We start from the raw sequence: 15,322 nt of genomic DNA on the forward strand, positions 1-15,322 counted from the left end.
GCAACACGTCAAATCAGGAAAGCTGCGCGCGTTGGCCGTGACCGGCGCGACGCGCGTCGGCGCGCTGCCTCAGGTGCCGACCTTGTTGGAGTCGGGGGTCACGGACTATGAAGTCTACGAGTGGAATCCGGTGCTGGCCCCGGCCGGCACGCCTGCCGATATCGTTGCGAAGATGTCGGACGCCATCGCGCAAACACTGCGCTCGCCTGACGTGACCAAACATATCGAAGAGCTGGGCGGTCGGGTGGATGCGATGTCGCCGGAGCAGGCCAAGACTTTCATTACGGCAGAAATGCAGCGATGGGAAGGCGTGATCAAAGCGGCCAAGATCCAGCTGGACTGAGCGGCTGACCGCCATCCGCCCGGCTCGAACCCTCAGGCCGGGTGGATTTCCGCTGGTGCGCCAGCCAGATGCGACACATCGCCCCAGCCCAGCACCCGCCACTGTTCACCGTCGATCTCGAGCCGGTTGATGCTGGCGTTGGGCACGGACCGGCGCCGCTCAGCTTCGACCGGAATGCCCATGGCATAACGATAGGCCATATCGATCACGCCACTGTGGGTGAATACCAGCACCCGCTGATCGGGATGCTGCGTGGCGATCCGGGTCAGCGTGCTCACCACCCGCTGCTGAAACTGGCGCAGCGATTCGCCGCCCATCATGTCGTAGTCCGGACGGCGGTGGTGCACGGCATCGGCCGCCTCGGGAAAACGTTCGGCGAGTTCCGGAAAGCTCAGCCCTTCGAACACGCCGTACTTGCGCTCGCGCAGTCCGGGTTCGATGGCCAGGGGCAGTCCCAGCTGCGCCGTTCCGGGCCGCGCCGTGTCGTGCGCCCGGTCCAGGTCACTGGTATAGCTGGCATGCGCCTGTGGCGGGACGTCGCGAAAGTGCGCGGCCAGCTGCTCCGCCTGACGATGGCCTTCTTCGTCCAGGGCGATATTCAGCATGCCTTGCACACGATGCGCGCGATTCCATTCGGTCACGCCATGGCGTATGAGCCAGAGTTCAGTCATCTGCTGCGATCTGCTTTGGCGCGAGGGCCGGGTTCAGGGTGTAGGTGCCGGTGATGGCTGCCTGGTCGATCACGTGCTTCTCGATCGCCCGGCGCACATCGGCTCCCGTAAAGTTGCCTTCGATCGGCAATACCGGAATGTCCAGCGCGTACAGCGTGAACACGTAATGGTGCACCAGCGAGTCGTTCCACGGCGGGCACGGGCCGTCATAACCATAGTAATCGCCGTTCATGTCGTGATCGGCCGAAAACCAGATGGTGTAGTCGTTGATGCCCTGGCGCGCGCCCAAGGGCGTGGCCGGGCTTTTGCCGCGCGGCGTTACGCCGCTGCTGAACGCGCCTTCGTCGATGTCCCGCACGTCGGCGGGCAGGTCGACCAGCACCCAGTGGAAGAAATCGACACGCGGCAGGTCGGCCGGGACGTCGACGCCCGACTGATTGACGGTGTCGCCCACGCTGGGCACGTCGTAGTCATGGCAAAGCAGCACGAAGGACTGCGTGCCCAGCGGCACGTCGCTCCATCCAAGCTGCGGATTCAGGTTGTCCGACAGCGTCACCTGAGTCTTGGGGTCGATCTTCCCGAACGCGTAGCGGGGGAAATCGGCTGTCCGTCCGCGAATGAGTTGCTCCAGATCTTCATCGCGCTGCTCCTTATAAGGTGAGGTCGAGATTGGCGTGCCACGTCCTATTATTCACCATGCACCGCAGCAAATCGCGGGAGACGGCAACGCTTTTACACCCTGGAACGCGCATCACGTTCCATGCGCACGGAACCCAAACGGCCCGGTGCTCCGGCTACAGGAAAGCCCTTAGACGTCTTCGACGATAGCACGCAGCCGGGTGTACTCCCTGTGGCCGCAGCGCGACACTCCTGGTAGAGCCGGATAGGCCCCCTGTCAGAACCGACAGGGGGTGCGCGGCGTGCTGCTCTGCGGCGTAACGCGGCGGCCAGGATGACGGCAGCGCTTGCCGCGAGGATCAGGCCAGCGTGACCCGCGCGAATTTCCGCTTGCCGACCTGCAACACGTAGGTGCCGGCGTCCAGCTTCAGACCCTTGTCCTCGACCTTGACGCCGTCCACCCGCACCCCGCCCTGTTCCACATTGCGCTGCGCGTCGGACGACGACGTGCACAGGCTGGCCTCGCGCAACAGTTGCAGGATGCCCATGGGCGCGCCGGCGAGTGCGACTTCGGGCAGGTTGTCCGGGATTTCCTTGTTCTTGGTGCGGGCGACAAAGTCGGTCCAGGCCTGTTCCGCGGCCGCCTGGCTGTGGAAACGCGCCACGATTTCCTGCGCCAGCACTACCTTCACATCACGCGGGTTGCGGCCGTTCTCGGTTTCCTGCTTGAGCGCGGCGATCTCGTCCAGCGACTTGAACGACAGCAAGGTGAAGTACTTCCACATCATCACGTCGGAAATCGACATGAGCTTGCCGAACATCGAGTCGGGCGTTTCCGAGATGCCGATGTAGTTGTTCTTGGACTTGGACATCTTTTCGACGCCGTCCGTGCCTTCCAGCAGCGGCATCGTCAGCACGCACTGCGGTTCCTGTCCATATTCCTTCTGCAGCTCGCGGCCGACCAGCAGGTTGAACTTCTGGTCGGTGCCGCCCAGTTCCAGGTCGGACTTCAGGGCCACCGAGTCGTAGCCCTGCATGAGCGGGTACAGGAACTCGTGCACCGAAATCGGCACGCCGCCCTTGTAGCGCTTGGTGAAATCCTCACGCTCAAGCATGCGGGCCACCGTGTAGCGCGAGGCAAGCTGGATCATGCCGCGTGCGCCCAGGGGGTCGCACCACTCGGAGTTGTAGCGGACTTCGGTGCGCGCCGGGTCCAGCACCAGGCTGGCCTGTTGATAGTAGGTTTCCGCATTGACGGCGATCTGCTCTTTCGTGAGCGGGGGGCGGGTGGCGTTGCGGCCGCTGGGATCGCCGATCATGGACGTGAAGTCGCCAATCAGGAAGATCACGGTGTGACCCAGTTCCTGCAGCTGGCGCATCTTGTTCAGCACCACCGTGTGGCCCAGGTGGATGTCGGGCGCGGTGGGGTCCAGCCCCAGCTTGATCCGCAGAGGCACGCCGGTCGCGCGGCTGCGAGCCAGCTTGCGCGCGAACTCGGATTCCACCAGCAGTTCGTCACAGCCCCGCTTCACGATCACCAGGTCGCGCTCGACCTCGGGGGTGATCGGATAGGCCGCAGCCGCAGCGGCGGTGGGAGGGGTCGGAGAAACCGGTAGGGTGGAGTCAGTCATTTCAGCCGTCTGGGGGAAGAGATGTAAATGGTAAGGAGGGCGTGTTGGCACGCCAGCTTGAGTTATATATACTCGGCGCGTTCCGGTTGAAACATCGTTGTTACATATACGGGTTCAATTGGTGCACGCGCAGTCCTGATTGCGTCGGTGCCCTTATGGTGTCCGACGCGATGTTGCGTGTGCGGCAGCCGGAACCCGCCGCGTTTCGAACCCGCACTTCGAAGCAAATTCTAGCCCAACCGTCTCTTGGGGCCAGGACGCATGAATCCTAAGTTTTCAGGCGTTGCTCACGCAATGCTCAGCCGTATCGCGCACGCCGTGCGCACCGCCATCACCCGCATCACCTCTCCCAGCACTGCCGCACAACCCACCGCTGCTCCGCTCAAGAAGCGCATCCTGATCGGCGCGGGCGCGGTTGGCGTCTTCGCCACCGCAGCCGCCATTGGCGTTGCGCCGCTGTCTCCCGATGACGCCCTGCCGCCCACCACCCGCGTCACGCAGGCCCTGCTGCTGCCCGACCTGGCCGACCAGGTGTTGCGCGACGAAGCCGCCGTATCCGCCAACTTCATCCGTGAAGAGCGGGTCCAGCGGGGCGATTCGATCGCGTCGCTATTGAACCGGCTGGGCGTGGACGATCCGGAAGTCGAAAAATTCCTGCGCGCGTCGCCCGACGCCAAAGGCTTCTACCAACTGGTGCCGGGCCGCACCATCCAGGCGTCGACCGACGTGCTGGGCCAGGTCCGCTGGCTCCGTTATCTGCACACCCCGGGCGCCGATGTCGATGGCAAGGTCGTCTCCAAGATGTTGCAGGTGGAGCGCACGGCCGCCGGCCTGAACGCCCGTGAAGTCCAGTTCGACACCGATCGCCAGGTCCGGATGGCCCATGGCGAGATCCTGAGTTCGCTGTTCGGCGCCACCGACGCCGCCGACATTCCCGACTCGGTGGCCACCCAGATCGCCGAAATCCTGTCAGGCGAAATCGACTTCCACCGCGACCTGCGCCGCGGCGACCACTTCAATGTGGTCTACGAAACCTTTACCCACCAGGGCAACTATGTGCGCGCCGGCAAGGTGCTGGCGCTGGAATTCGTCAACAAGGGCGAATCACACGAAGCCATCTGGTTCGACCAGCAACCCGGCGCGACCGGCGGCTACTACACGTTCGCCGGCAAGAGTCTGCGCAAGGCCTTCCTGCGCTCACCCATGGAATTCACGCGGGTGACCTCCGGTTTTTCGCGCCGCTTCCACCCGATCCTGAAAACCTGGCGCGAGCACAAGGGCGTGGACTACGGCGCGCCCACCGGCACCCCCATCCGCAGCACCGCCGATGGCGTGGTCGATTTTGTCGGTACGCAGAACGGCTACGGCAATGTGGTCGTGCTGCGCCATAGCGGCCAGTATTCGACCTTGTACGGCCACATGAGCGCGTTCGCGCCTGGCCTGAAGAAGGGCCAGCGGGTACAGCAGGGCGAATTCATCGGCAAGGTCGGTTCGACTGGCTGGGCCACCGGACCGCATCTGCACTACGAGTTCAAGATTGCCGGCAACGCCGTCGACCCGCTGACCGTGGCCCTGCCCGGCGCGCCCGACCTGAGCGCGAAAAGCCTGGCGCTGTTCCGCAGTTATACCGCCCCGCTCCATCACCAGATGGAACTGCTGGCGACGCTGAACGGCCCCACCGGCCCTGGCCTGCCCGTCGCTGCCAAGTGAGCACGCACTCGTCATCAGACCTCTACATCGGTCTGATGTCGGGGACCAGCCTCGACGGTGTCGATGGTGTGCTGGCCCGCTGTCCGGCTGACGGCCAGCCGGTTGTGCTCGCGCATGCCGACCTTCCCTTTCCCCCGGATTGCGGGAAACGCTGCTTGCCTTGAACGCTCCCGGCCACGATGAACTCGATCGGGCGGCGCGGGCGTCGGTCGCCCTGGCGGACGTCTACGCCGATGTCGTCAGCGCCGTCCTGAAGACAGGGGCCTGGCCGCATCGGCCGTGCGCGCCGTGGGCGCCCATGGCCAGACGGTGCGGCACCGGCCCGAACTGGGCTACACGCTGCAGCTCAATGCCCCGGCGCGGCTGGCCGAAACCAGCGGCATTCCGGTGGTGGCCGATTTTCGCAACCGCGATGTGGCGGCGGGCGGCCAGGGCGCGCCCCTGGTGCCCGCTTTCCATGCGGCCTGCTTCGGCACCGACACGCCCCGTGTCATCCTGAACCTGGGCGGCATTGCCAACGTCACCCTGCTGCACCCCGGCCAGCCCGTTACCGGCTTTGACACCGGCCCGGCCAACCTGCTGCTGGACCTTTGGTGCGCACGGCACACCGGGCAGCCCTATGACGCCCAGGGCGCGTTTGCCGCATCCGGCAGGGTGTCGGACAGCCTGCTTGCCTATTTCGTCGCCAGCGAGCCCTGGCTGGCCTTGCCGCCGCCCAAATCGACCGGACGCGACCTGTTCCATGCGGACTGGCTGGACACGCGCCTGGCGGCCTGGCAAAGGTCGCCAGCGGCGCAGGGCGCGGGCGCCCCGCTGTCTCCGGCCGACGTGCAGGCCACCTTGCAGCGGCTGACCGCACATACCGTGGCCAACGCTCTTCAGGGCCGCGTCACCGATAGCGCCCAGGTCTGGGTATGCGGTGGAGGCGCCCGCAATGATGGCCTGATGGCCGATCTGGCCCACTGCCTGCGCCGGCCCGTGCAATCCACTGACGCCCTGGGCATCCCGCCGCAGCAGGTGGAAGCGCTTGCCTTCGCATGGCTGGCGGCGCGCCACGTGCAGGGGCGGACGGCGAATCTGCCGGCGGTGACCGGCGCGCGCGGGGAACGGATCTTAGGGGCGTACTACCCGGCGTGATCCGGCGGGGCGGCCAGTGTCCTGGCCTCGCCATTCGCTCCCACACAGGCTTCGTTGCTGGCCTGGCCAAGCGGGCTTCTCAAGCAGGCTTTTCAACCCGTCTCCTGACGCGGTTCGGCCTTCGGCGTTGTCGGCTGGCCATACGGCGGGTGGGTCGACCCGTCGCAGTATTCGATCAACAGGTCGATCAGCGCGCGTATCTTCCGGGCCGGATGCTGCCCCGGCGGCCTGACGACGTAGGCGCCCGCCGGAGGCGGCGGATGCTCCGGAAGCACGGGAACGAGCGCCCCGGACGCCAGGTGTTCGTGCGTCAGGCAATCCGGCAGATATGCAATGCCCAGCCCTGCCACGGCCGCCGCGACCAGCGCCGCCCCGCTATCCGATTTGAACCGCCCCTGCGGGCGCACGGTAAGGGTCTTGTCGCCGTCCGTCAGTTGCCACACTTCCGCCCCTTTGGTCAGCGCTTCATGACGAAGCAGGTCGTCGGGCGTCTGCGGCGTGCCGTGGGCCTGCAGATAGGCCGGGCTGGCCACCAGCTGTCCGTAGACCGGTCCGACGCGCCGGGCAATCAGGTTGGAATCCGGAAGGTGGCCGACCCGTATTGCACAGTCGTAGCCCTCGGCAATCAGATCGACGAAGCGGTCGCTGTAGCAGGTCTGCATTTCCAGCTGGGGATGCCGCCGCGCCATTTCCGCCAGTGCAGGCGCGAAATGATTGGGGCCGAATGACATGGGCGCCGAGATGCGCAGGTAGCCGCGCAATAGACCGGCAGGCAGGATGGCTTCCTTGCCTGCCTCGATATCGGCGTACACCCTGGCCGCGTAGTCCCTGAACGTGACGCCGGCCTCGGTCAGCGCCGCACCGCGGGTGGTGCGCGAGAGCAACTGCACGCCCAGCTCCGCTTCCAGGCGCGCCAGACGGCGGCTCACGATCGATTTCGACACGCCCAGCCGTAGCGCACCTGGCGAAATGCCCCCGGCGTCCGCCACTTCCACGAATGTTCTGAGTTCTTCGATGTCCATGGGGGCGTTTCCCGGTGATGTTCGTTGCGGGTGCATCCAACGGGCGTTCCCATTCCCGCGACACAGCTTGCCCGCCGATGGTACTACTGGTGCGGGAACAGGAACATGACAATGCGTCCTCGGCCCATTGCACCAGACGATGGCAGCCGGCCAAGCCTTTCAACCGCTCGCAAAAGAGGATGTACCCATGACGACCCTACGCAACGGACTGGATTCCCTGCTTCGCCCCGAAGATTCCGTGCTGGTCCTGATCGACCATCAGCCCTTCCAGCTCACCAACCTGAACAGTCACGATCCGCACATGGCCGTCAACAACGCTACGGCGCTGGCGAAATCCGCCAAGGCCTTCAACGTGCCGACCATCCTGACCAGTGTCATTGCCGACCGGGGCGGTTATATCTTCCCGCAGATCACCGAGGTGTTTCCGGGCCAGGAAATCATTGACCGCACCCTGATCAATACGTGGCAGGACAAGAAGGTGGTCGACGCGGTCAAGGCGACCGGCCGCAAGCAATTGATCATCGCGGGCCTGTGGACCGAAGTGTGCGTGGCGATGCCCGCCATCCAGGCGCTGGGCGAAGGCTGGGACGTGACGGTCGTGACCGATGCGTCGGGCGGGATTTCGGTGGAATCGCACCAGGTGGCCATCCAGCGCATGATCGTTGCGGGCGCCAACATGATGACGTGGATGGCTGTCACTGCCGAATGGCAGCGCGACTGGGCGCGGCTCGAGACGGCCGGCGCCGTGACCGAGATACTGAAGCAGCATGCCGCGGGCAGCGGCATTGCCTATCTGTGGGAGCAGCAGCTGCTGAACACGCCCGTGCCCGCAGCCGCGTAAGCATCACCCGCGCTTGCTTTCCAGCACTTCCCAGCGTTCCAGCTTCTGCAGCATCTCGGCTTCGATCTCGGCCAGGCGCTTTTCGAACGCTGCGGCGTCGGCCGGCTTGTCGCGGTAGATCATGCCGTCGGCCAGCTTGGCCGTCAGGTCGGTCTGCTCGCTTTCCAGCTTGGCGATGACGTCGGGCAGGCCGTCCAGTTCCTTGGCTTCCCAAGAGCTGAGCCGTGACTTTTCGGCCGGCTTGGCTGCGGGGGCTGCAGGGGCGGCGGGCGCAACAGGCGCCGCGGAAACCGTCGCCTTGGCCGTTTCAGCGGGCTTTGCAGCCGCCGCTACGGGCTTGGCCGCCGCAGGCGCGGCCGAGGTCGGCAGGGCCACCGCCGCTTTGGCTTCATAGGCCGCTTCAGCCGCCGATGACCGCTGGTTCAGCCAATCTTCATAGCCGCCCACGTAATCCCGCCACCGTGCGTCGCCTTCGTACGCAATGGTCTGCGTGACGACATTGTCGAGGAAGGCGCGGTCATGGCTGACCAGGAAGACGGTGCCGCTGTAGTCCTGCAGCAGGTCTTCCAGCAGTTCCAGGGTTTCGATATCCAGGTCGTTGGTCGGTTCGTCCAGCACCAGCACGTTGGCCGGGCGGGCAAACAAGCGTGCAAGCAGCAGGCGGGCACGCTCGCCCCCGACAGGCTCTTGACCGGCGAACGGGCACGCTCCGGGGCGAACAGGAAGTCGCCCAGGTAGCTCATGACGTGCTTGCGCTGGCCATTGATTTCGACCCATTCGCTGCCCGGGCTGATGACGTCGACCAGGGCATCGTCTTCATTCAGGGCGCTGCGCATCTGGTCGAAGTAGGCCACGGCCACGTTCGCGCCCAGCTTCACGGTGCCGCTGTCGGCGGGCAGCTCGCCCAGGATCAGCTTGAGCAGCGTCGTCTTGCCCGCTCCGTTGGGGCCGATCAGGCCGATGCGGTCGCCGCGCATGACGGTGGTGGAAAAGTCGCGGATGATCGCGCGGTCGCCAAACGACTTCGACACGTTTTCCAGGTCCGCCACCAGCTTGCCCGACCGGGCGCCTTCCGCCACTTCGATCGCCACCTTGCCGACCTGATCGCGGCGCATGGTGCGCTGCTGCCGCATTTCCTGCAGGCGCTTGATCCGGCTGACACTGCGCGTGCGGCGTGCTTCCACGCCCTTGCGGATCCACACTTCTTCCTGCGCCAGCAGCTTGTCGAACCGCGCGTTTTCCAGCCGTTCGTTTTCCAGCATGTCGGCCTTGCGCGCCTGGTATTCCTTGTACGACCCCGGAAAGCTGACCAGCCTGCCGCGATCCAGCTCGACGATCCGGGTGGCTACGGCGTCAAGGAAATGGCGATCGTGGGTCACGAAGATCACGCTGCCGGCAAAGCCGCGCAGCAGTTCTTCAAGCCAGGCGATCGCATGGAAATCCAGATGGTTGGTCGGCTCGTCCAGCAGCAGCAGATCGGGATCGCCCAGCAGCGCGCGCGCCAGGGCAACCCGCTTACGGGTGCCGCCCGACAGGCCCGATATCAGCGCGTCGGCCGGCAGGTTGAGCTTGACCAGCGTGGCTTCGATCCGGGCCTGCACGGTCCAGCCGTCTTGCGCTTCAAGCTTGCCTTGCAGCACCATCAACTCGTCCATCAGCGCGTCGTAATCGACGTCTTCGCCCGGCTCGGCCAGGTCATGCGTGACCCGGTGGTAGGCGCGCAGCAGGTCGCGGCTTTCGGCCAGGCCTTCGCTCACGGCGTCGAACACCGTGTCGTCGTCATTGAGCAGGGGTTCCTGCTCGACGGTCGTGACCTTGAGCTTGCCCTGGCGCACCAGCAGGCCGTCGTCCGGGACGGAACGGCCATCGAGCAGGCGCAGCAGCGACGATTTGCCGGTGCCATTGCGCCCGATCAGGCCCACGCGTTCGCCCGTCTCGATCGAGAAGTTCGCTTGGTGCAGCAGGGGAACATGGCCAAATGCCAGTTCGATGTCGGTCAGAGCAAGGAGAGCCATAAGGGAGCGGCGCGGCGTACCGGCCAGAATGAGGTCACAGACAAAGACAAAAAGCGCCCCGCTTGCGCAAGGGCGCTCCAGGCACCGGCCGGGGCCGGTGGCGAAGGGACAACTACCCGATCAGACCGAGAAGGACGAACCGCAACCGCAGCTGCTGGACGCGTTCGGGTTCTTGATCACGAACTGCGCGCCTTCCAGACCTTCCTTGTAGTCGATCTCGGCGCCGACCAGGTATTGGAAGCTCATGGCGTCGATCAACAGCTGCACGCCGTTCTTTTCGAACGTCGTGTCGTCGTCGTTCACGTCTTCGTCGAACGTGAAGCCGTACTGGAAACCGGAACAGCCGCCGCCTTGCACGAACACGCGCAGCTTGAGCGCGGCGTTGCCCTCTTCTTCGATCAATTCCTTGACCTTGGCAGCGGCCGAATCGGTAAAGATCAGCTGCATGGGAGGGGCGTCGAGGTTGACTTGTTCTACTGCTGCATTCATGGACTGCTCCTTGTGCACGCCCGCTGCGACGGCCCCTTGGGGAAGCCTGCGAACGAAGGTGCTGAATCGATCTTGCGATACGGTTGACGCGGCCAGGTTGGCGGGCCGCGGTCGGTTCTATTCTGCGATACGGGTATTGCACCGCTATCGTCGGCCAAATTCAACCCCGGCGTCGTCAGGGGTTCTTGATCGCCCGGGCCAAGGCAACCTTGAACGATCGCGCCGCGACGCAGGTCGGGTGCGCCGTAGTGCACATCATCCAAGATGCGGGCTGTTGGCTGGAGTTCAAGCTCGCGGCTGAACGCCCAACCGGTAATAGTACCGCCAACCACCCTGTTCGAGGCCTTGACCTTGCCTTCGACTGTGGCAAGTTCGCACACCTGAAGTTCCCCGCCCAGCCGGCGCCATGGCAGGGCGTGCGGCTCAGGGCATCAGGGTGACGGTACTTTGCGACCGGACCGCGCCGCCTTCCAGCACCCGCACGGTCACGCTGCGCGGCGTGAAATTGGCGGGCAGCGCCAGTGCGCCTTCGGCCCGCTGGTACTGCCGGAAGCTCAGGGCCAACGGGTTGCCGCCCGGGGCTGCCGTGACCGCAGGCGATGCCGGCAACGGATTTCCCAGTACCGGCGCACCCAGCACGGGCGCCGTGGGCCGGATGCCGCCGGGCATCGCAAGGCCCGGCGCCGCCGGCTCCACCAGCGGTAGCAGGTCCACCGTGGCGCTCGCGCCGCCGCGCGTGCCCACCGCCGAAAACTGCAGCGCCCCTTGAATTCGCCGGATGGCCGGCCACTACGCATGAGCAACACCCGGTAGCGCAGCGCGGTACCCTGCTTTTCGAGTTCGGCCGAACGGATGCTGACCTGCCCCATGCGGGGATCGGCCGGAATCAGCTGTTCGAAAAACGCCAGGTCATTGCGCAGGTCGCCCACTTCCTTTTGCGACGCGCGCAACTCCGCCTCGAGTTTGTCCTTGGCGGCGCGCTCCATTTCGATGCGGCCATCGGCGGCATTGAGCCGGCCCTGCAAGGCCTGCAGTTCGGCCGCCAATCGTTCGCGGTCGGCGCGCAAGGTTGCCGCGTCGGACGCGCTGACTTGCGGCGCCAGTCCGGCCACCCGGCGCACCCATTCATACAGCCCGCTACCCAGCGCGGCGCCCAGCGCCAGGATCAGCAGCAGGGCGAACGCGCGCAGGGGCCACGGTGCGCGAGTCTTGGCAGCGCGAGGGGCGGACGCCGCCGCCTGCCGTCGCCTGCGCTGGACTGCCGCAGGAAACAGGGGGCGGCGCTTCATCAGGGCAGGACCGCGACGTGGCCCAGGCCTGCGTTTTCGGGCAGGCCAAACATCAGGTTCATGTTCTGCACGGCCTGGCCAGACGCCCCTTTCACCAGGTTGTCCTGCACCACCAGGATCACGAGCTGGTCACCGCCATTCGGGCGGAAGACCGAGATCCGGACCATGTTGGATGCACGCACCGAGCGCGTTTCCGGGGTGCTGCCGGCAGGCATCACGTCAACGAAGGGCTCGTTGGCATAACGCGCTTCGAACAGCGCCTGGAAGTCCACGTCACGCGCCTCGGGCTGGATGCGGGCATACAGGGTCGAATGCATGCCGCGGATCATTGGCGTCAGGTGGGGAACGAAGGTCAGGCCAACCGGCCCGCCGTGCAGCTTTTCCAGCTGTTCGACGATTTCGGGATGGTGACGGTGACCGCCCACGCCATAGGCCTTGAAGTTGTCCGATGCTTCCGAGAACAGGATATGCACTTCGGCCTTGCGGCCAGCACCCGTGACACCCGATGCGCAATCGGCGATCAGGGTCTGCACGTCCACCAGCGGCTTGCTGTCGCTGCCCCGGCCTTCGAGCAAGGGCGCCAGGCCGAGCACGACCGTGGTCGGGTAGCAGCCGGGATTGCCCACGACCCGGGCATTGCGGATCCGGTCGCGGTTCACTTCGACCAGGCCGTACACCGACTCTTCCAGGATGTCGGGGCAGGTGTGCGGCATCTTGTACCACTTCTCGAATACCGCGGTGTCCTGCAGGCGGAAATCAGCGGCCAGATCGATGATCTTGACGCCCGCAGCGAGCAGCGCCTGGGCCTGCGCCATGGCGACCCCATGCGGCGTCGCAAAGAACACCACATCGCAGTCTTCAAGCTTCGCGTTGTCGGGCGACGAGAACTTCAGGTCGACGACGCCGCGCAGGTTCGAATACATCTCGGCCACTGGCAGGCCGTCTTCCTTGCGGGAGGTGATGGCTCGCAGTTCGGCATGGGGGTGCTGGGACAACAGGCGGAGCAGTTCGACACCGGTATAGCCCGTGCCACCCACGATACCTACTTTGATCTTGGCGGTACCCGCCTCGTCGCGACTTGCCATCTTCCTCTCCAGATTTTGTACAGCCAGAATCGGCGCGGTGCCCTCTGAAACCGGGCACCAGCATGCCATCGCAATATGAACACAAAACAAAAAAGGCCGCATCGCTGCGGCCTTTTTTGCCCACCCCAGGTGTATCCACCAGGGGAACTGCCGGGCAAGCAGGGATCAGCGCTTGCTGAACTGCTTCCTGCGTCGTGCTTTACGGAAGCCGACTTTCTTACGTTCAACTTCACGCGCATCACGCGTGACGAAGCCAGCTTGCGACAGCTGCGACTTCAGCGTTGCGTCGTAGTCGATCAGAGCGCGGGTGATGCCGTGACGCACCGCACCGGCCTGGCCGCTTTCGCCGCCACCGCCAACGTTGACGTGAAAATCGAACGACTCGACGTGACCGGTCAGCACCAGCGGCTGGCGAACGATCATGCGGCCCGTTTCACGAGCAAAATATTCGTCGACAGGCTTGCCGTTGACGACAATCTTGCCCGAACCTTTCTTGAGGAACACGCGCGCAACCGAAGACTTCCGGCGGCCGGTTCCATAATTCCAGTTACCGATCATTCACGGCTCCTCAGAGTTCCAGCAGCTTGGGCTGCTGGGCGGTGTGCGGATGCTCGGATCCAGCGTACACCTTCATCTTCTTGATCATGGCGTAGCCCAGGGGACCCTTGGGCAACATGCCCTTGACGGCCTTCTGGATCGCACGACCAGGAAAACGCTCTTGCATCTTCTGGAAGGTGGTTTCAGTAATACCGCCCGGGTAGCCCGAGTGACGGTAGTACCGCTTGTCTTGTGCCTTGTTGCCGGTAACGACAATATCGGCGGCGTTGATGATGACGATGTAATCGCCGGTATCAACGTGAGGCGTGAATTCTGGCTTGTGTTTACCGCGCAAACGGCGTGCGACTTCGCTGGCCACACGACCTAGGACTTTGCCCTTGGCGTCAATCACGTACCAGTCACGCGTCACTTCTTGCGGCTTCGCAACGAAGGTTTTTTGCATGAGAGTGTTCTCTGTGACGTTGGTTTTTGCCGGAAAGCCCCCTTCGGGCCGTCCTGACTGCCAGAAGCAACCCAATCGGGCAACGGTTGATCGCCGCCGATGGCCTTTCTGACACCTGCCCCGCCATCACCTCAGCATTGTCTAACTGCGAGTGTAAATAGGGGCAAGCCTTTGATCATAGCGGGTTTGGAGCCTCGAAGTCAACACAAGGCTGCCCAAATGGTGTAGGCAAAAAAAAGCCCGGAGCCGTGAGGCTTCGGGCTTAATCCACCAAATGAGGAGGTGGAGGAGACACGGTAGAGATCGCTTTGCGGGACTTTCCGTCGAATGCCGAGGGGCCTGAGGCCGTGTCTGCATCCAAAGCGACATCTGTTGAATGAATTATAGGAAGCTTTTTTGTGCGGTGCAAGACCTATTTGAGCGATTTACCACAATGCGGTGTGGCATTTCACAAACAGGATTGCCTTATAAAACAACTACTTAAAACCTAAACTATCCGGCCTTTGCGCATTGTCCAGGCAAATCAACGACTTACCAGGGCAGTGCCCCTGCCCAATGGCAGCATGGAACGCCGGTTTCATGGCGCAGCGCAACATGGATGCAGCATGAAAAATGCGCATCGTTACCATCGGAGCAGCCAGACACGGCAAAGTTCCGTGGTCTTTTCGCATCGTTCGCGCAAGGGAAATCTTGTGTGATCGCGAACTGGACAACTCTGCCCGGCAAATGAACCACGCAAAAAAGCCCGGAGCCGTGACGGCTTCGGGCTTAATCCACCAAATAAGGAGGGTGGAGGAGACACTTTGGAGATCGCTTTGCGGTGCTGTCCGACGGAGACGAGGGGCCTTGGGCCATGTCGTCACTCAAAGCGACTTCCGTTGGAACAATTATAGAAACGCGTTTTGTGCAGCGCAAGAATTTTCTAGGGTTTTCGTGTAGGTAATGACCACCAGTGTGGCGAGCGCGCTGACGCCACCGGGCCGCACGCTATGATCCCGCCCTATCGACACCGCAATATCAAAGGACAATCGACATGGAATGCACAGTGAGCTGGGGCGGCCCCCAGGGGATGTTGTTCACGGCCCGGACCGGGAGCGGACACATTGCGGTCATGGACGGCGCGCCCGACGGCGGTGGCAACAATCTGGCCCCCCGCCCCATGGAACTGGTCCTGGCCGGGACGGGTGGCTGCACGGCGTATGACGTGGTGCTGATCCTGAAGCGCGGCCGCCATGCCGTCCGCGGCTGCACGGTCGCCATGCAGGCGGAACGCGCCGACACGGATCCCAAGGTGTTCACAAAAATCCACTTCCAGTTCACCGTCACGGGCAAGAACCTGCCGGTCGCCGCCGTCGAACGCGCCGTCCAGTTGTCGCACGACAAGTATTGCTCGGCGTCGGCCATGCTGGAACACACGGTCGCCATGACCTGGGGCGTGGACGTCGTGGAAGCCGACTAAAGGCTCCGTCCT

14 protein-coding genes and 3 pseudogenes are annotated in these 15,322 nt (G+C 64.1%); 5 read left to right on the forward strand and 12 right to left on the reverse strand.

Annotated features, from left to right (window positions below):
* Window positions 1-37: 37 nt before the first annotated feature.
* Window positions 38-343, forward strand: coding sequence for a tripartite tricarboxylate transporter substrate-binding protein (locus ACNANG_RS09200; protein ID WP_420227495.1), 306 nt, complete (start codon window positions 38-40; stop codon window positions 341-343).
* Between the two features lie 32 nt (window positions 344-375).
* Here the strand turns inward: ACNANG_RS09200 and ACNANG_RS09205 are convergent, their stop codons facing one another.
* The 3 genes and pseudogenes from ACNANG_RS09205 to tyrS form a co-directional block, all read right to left on the reverse strand.
* Window positions 376-1,014, reverse strand: a complete 639-nt coding sequence (locus tag ACNANG_RS09205; protein ID WP_420226940.1) for a histidine phosphatase family protein — start codon at window positions 1,012-1,014, stop codon at window positions 376-378.
* A pseudogene (locus ACNANG_RS09210) lies at window positions 1,007-1,653 on the reverse strand (YbhB/YbcL family Raf kinase inhibitor-like protein). Before ACNANG_RS09210 ends, ACNANG_RS09205 begins: the two are co-directional and overlap by 8 nt.
* A 338-nt stretch (window positions 1,654-1,991) precedes the next feature.
* Window positions 1,992-3,263, reverse strand: coding sequence for a tyrosine--tRNA ligase (tyrS, locus tag ACNANG_RS09215; protein WP_420226941.1), 1,272 nt, complete (start codon window positions 3,261-3,263; stop codon window positions 1,992-1,994).
* Window positions 3,264-3,557: 294 nt separating this feature from the next.
* On the opposite strand from tyrS, the gene ACNANG_RS09220 reads away from it, so the two are divergent.
* The gene (locus tag ACNANG_RS09220; RefSeq protein WP_420226942.1) at window positions 3,558-4,973 is read left to right on the forward strand and encodes a peptidoglycan DD-metalloendopeptidase family protein; all 1,416 of its coding nucleotides are present in this window, start codon (window positions 3,558-3,560) and stop codon (window positions 4,971-4,973) included.
* A 35-nt stretch (window positions 4,974-5,008) separates the two neighbouring features.
* Window positions 5,009-6,110 (forward strand): annotated as a pseudogene (locus tag ACNANG_RS09225) (anhydro-N-acetylmuramic acid kinase).
* A gap of 92 nt (window positions 6,111-6,202) precedes the next feature.
* Here the strand turns inward: ACNANG_RS09225 and ACNANG_RS09230 are convergent.
* Entirely contained in the window at window positions 6,203-7,132 is a 930-nt protein-coding gene (locus ACNANG_RS09230) for a LysR family transcriptional regulator (RefSeq protein ID WP_420226943.1), read from the reverse strand.
* Between the two features lie 187 nt (window positions 7,133-7,319).
* Between ACNANG_RS09230 and ACNANG_RS09235 the strand changes: the two genes are divergently transcribed.
* The gene (locus ACNANG_RS09235; protein ID WP_420226944.1) at window positions 7,320-7,973 is read left to right on the forward strand and encodes a hydrolase; all 654 of its coding nucleotides are present in this window, start codon (window positions 7,320-7,322) and stop codon (window positions 7,971-7,973) included.
* Between the two features lie 3 nt (window positions 7,974-7,976).
* Here ACNANG_RS09235 and ACNANG_RS09240 read toward each other — a convergent pair.
* The 8 genes and pseudogenes from ACNANG_RS09240 to rplM all read right to left on the reverse strand — a co-directional run bounded on the left by ACNANG_RS09240 (window position 7,977) and on the right by rplM (window position 13,851).
* Window positions 7,977-9,988 (reverse strand): annotated as a pseudogene (locus ACNANG_RS09240) (ATP-binding cassette domain-containing protein).
* A gap of 120 nt (window positions 9,989-10,108) precedes the next feature.
* Window positions 10,109-10,477, reverse strand: a complete 369-nt coding sequence (gene erpA, locus ACNANG_RS09245; RefSeq protein WP_420226945.1) for an iron-sulfur cluster insertion protein ErpA — start codon at window positions 10,475-10,477, stop codon at window positions 10,109-10,111.
* A complete protein-coding gene (locus ACNANG_RS09250) occupies window positions 10,474-10,857 on the reverse strand; it encodes a polymer-forming cytoskeletal protein (protein WP_420226946.1) in 384 nt (127 codons plus the stop codon). Before ACNANG_RS09250 ends, erpA begins: the two co-directional genes overlap by 4 nt.
* A 43-nt stretch (window positions 10,858-10,900) precedes the next feature.
* Window positions 10,901-11,041, reverse strand: a complete 141-nt coding sequence (locus ACNANG_RS09255; protein WP_420226947.1) for a hypothetical protein — start codon at window positions 11,039-11,041, stop codon at window positions 10,901-10,903.
* Window positions 11,032-11,766, reverse strand: coding sequence for a DUF6776 family protein (locus tag ACNANG_RS09260; protein WP_420226948.1), 735 nt, complete (start codon window positions 11,764-11,766; stop codon window positions 11,032-11,034). Before ACNANG_RS09260 ends, ACNANG_RS09255 begins: the two co-directional genes overlap by 10 nt.
* The gene (gene argC / locus ACNANG_RS09265) at window positions 11,766-12,851 is read right to left on the reverse strand and encodes an N-acetyl-gamma-glutamyl-phosphate reductase (protein ID WP_420226949.1); all 1,086 of its coding nucleotides are present in this window, start codon (window positions 12,849-12,851) and stop codon (window positions 11,766-11,768) included. The genes ACNANG_RS09260 and argC overlap by 1 nt, the downstream gene beginning before the upstream one ends.
* 165 nt (window positions 12,852-13,016) lie before the next feature.
* Window positions 13,017-13,409, reverse strand: coding sequence for a 30S ribosomal protein S9 (gene rpsI, locus ACNANG_RS09270; protein ID WP_179588910.1), 393 nt, complete (start codon window positions 13,407-13,409; stop codon window positions 13,017-13,019).
* A 10-nt stretch (window positions 13,410-13,419) separates the two neighbouring features.
* A complete protein-coding gene (gene rplM / locus ACNANG_RS09275) occupies window positions 13,420-13,851 on the reverse strand; it encodes a 50S ribosomal protein L13 (RefSeq protein WP_179588909.1) in 432 nt (143 codons plus the stop codon).
* A 1,033-nt stretch (window positions 13,852-14,884) separates the two neighbouring features.
* Between rplM and ACNANG_RS09280 the strand changes: the two genes are divergently transcribed.
* Complete coding sequence (locus ACNANG_RS09280; RefSeq protein ID WP_420226950.1) at window positions 14,885-15,310, forward strand: OsmC family protein; 426 nt, start codon at window positions 14,885-14,887, stop codon at window positions 15,308-15,310.
* The last annotated feature ends 12 nt before the right edge of the window (window positions 15,311-15,322 follow it).

It is taken from the genome of Pigmentiphaga litoralis (genome assembly GCF_048632615.1).
Lineage (GTDB): Bacteria > Pseudomonadota > Gammaproteobacteria > Burkholderiales > Burkholderiaceae_B > Pigmentiphaga > Pigmentiphaga litoralis_B.

Excerpts from the sequence above, each read along its gene's own strand:
- argC (WP_420226949.1), bottom strand. The coding sequence starts at position 12,851 with ATGGCAAGTCGCGACGAGGCGGGTACCGCCAAGATCAAAGTAGGTATC.
- rplM (WP_179588909.1), bottom strand. The coding sequence starts at position 13,851 with ATGCAAAAAACCTTCGTTGCGAAGCCGCAAGAAGTGACGCGTGACTGG.
- ACNANG_RS09280 (WP_420226950.1), top strand. The coding sequence starts at position 14,885 with ATGGAATGCACAGTGAGCTGGGGCGGCCCCCAGGGGATGTTGTTCACG.
- ACNANG_RS09220 (WP_420226942.1), top strand. The coding sequence starts at position 3,558 with ATGCTCAGCCGTATCGCGCACGCCGTGCGCACCGCCATCACCCGCATC.
- ACNANG_RS09230 (WP_420226943.1), bottom strand. The coding sequence starts at position 7,132 with ATGGACATCGAAGAACTCAGAACATTCGTGGAAGTGGCGGACGCCGGG.
- ACNANG_RS09205 (WP_420226940.1), bottom strand. The coding sequence starts at position 1,014 with ATGACTGAACTCTGGCTCATACGCCATGGCGTGACCGAATGGAATCGC.
- ACNANG_RS09260 (WP_420226948.1), bottom strand. The coding sequence starts at position 11,766 with ATGAAGCGCCGCCCCCTGTTTCCTGCGGCAGTCCAGCGCAGGCGACGG.
- erpA (WP_420226945.1), bottom strand. The coding sequence starts at position 10,477 with ATGAATGCAGCAGTAGAACAAGTCAACCTCGACGCCCCTCCCATGCAG.
- rpsI (WP_179588910.1), bottom strand. The coding sequence starts at position 13,409 with ATGATCGGTAACTGGAATTATGGAACCGGCCGCCGGAAGTCTTCGGTT.
- ACNANG_RS09235 (WP_420226944.1), top strand. The coding sequence starts at position 7,320 with ATGACGACCCTACGCAACGGACTGGATTCCCTGCTTCGCCCCGAAGAT.
- tyrS (WP_420226941.1), bottom strand. The coding sequence starts at position 3,263 with ATGACTGACTCCACCCTACCGGTTTCTCCGACCCCTCCCACCGCCGCT.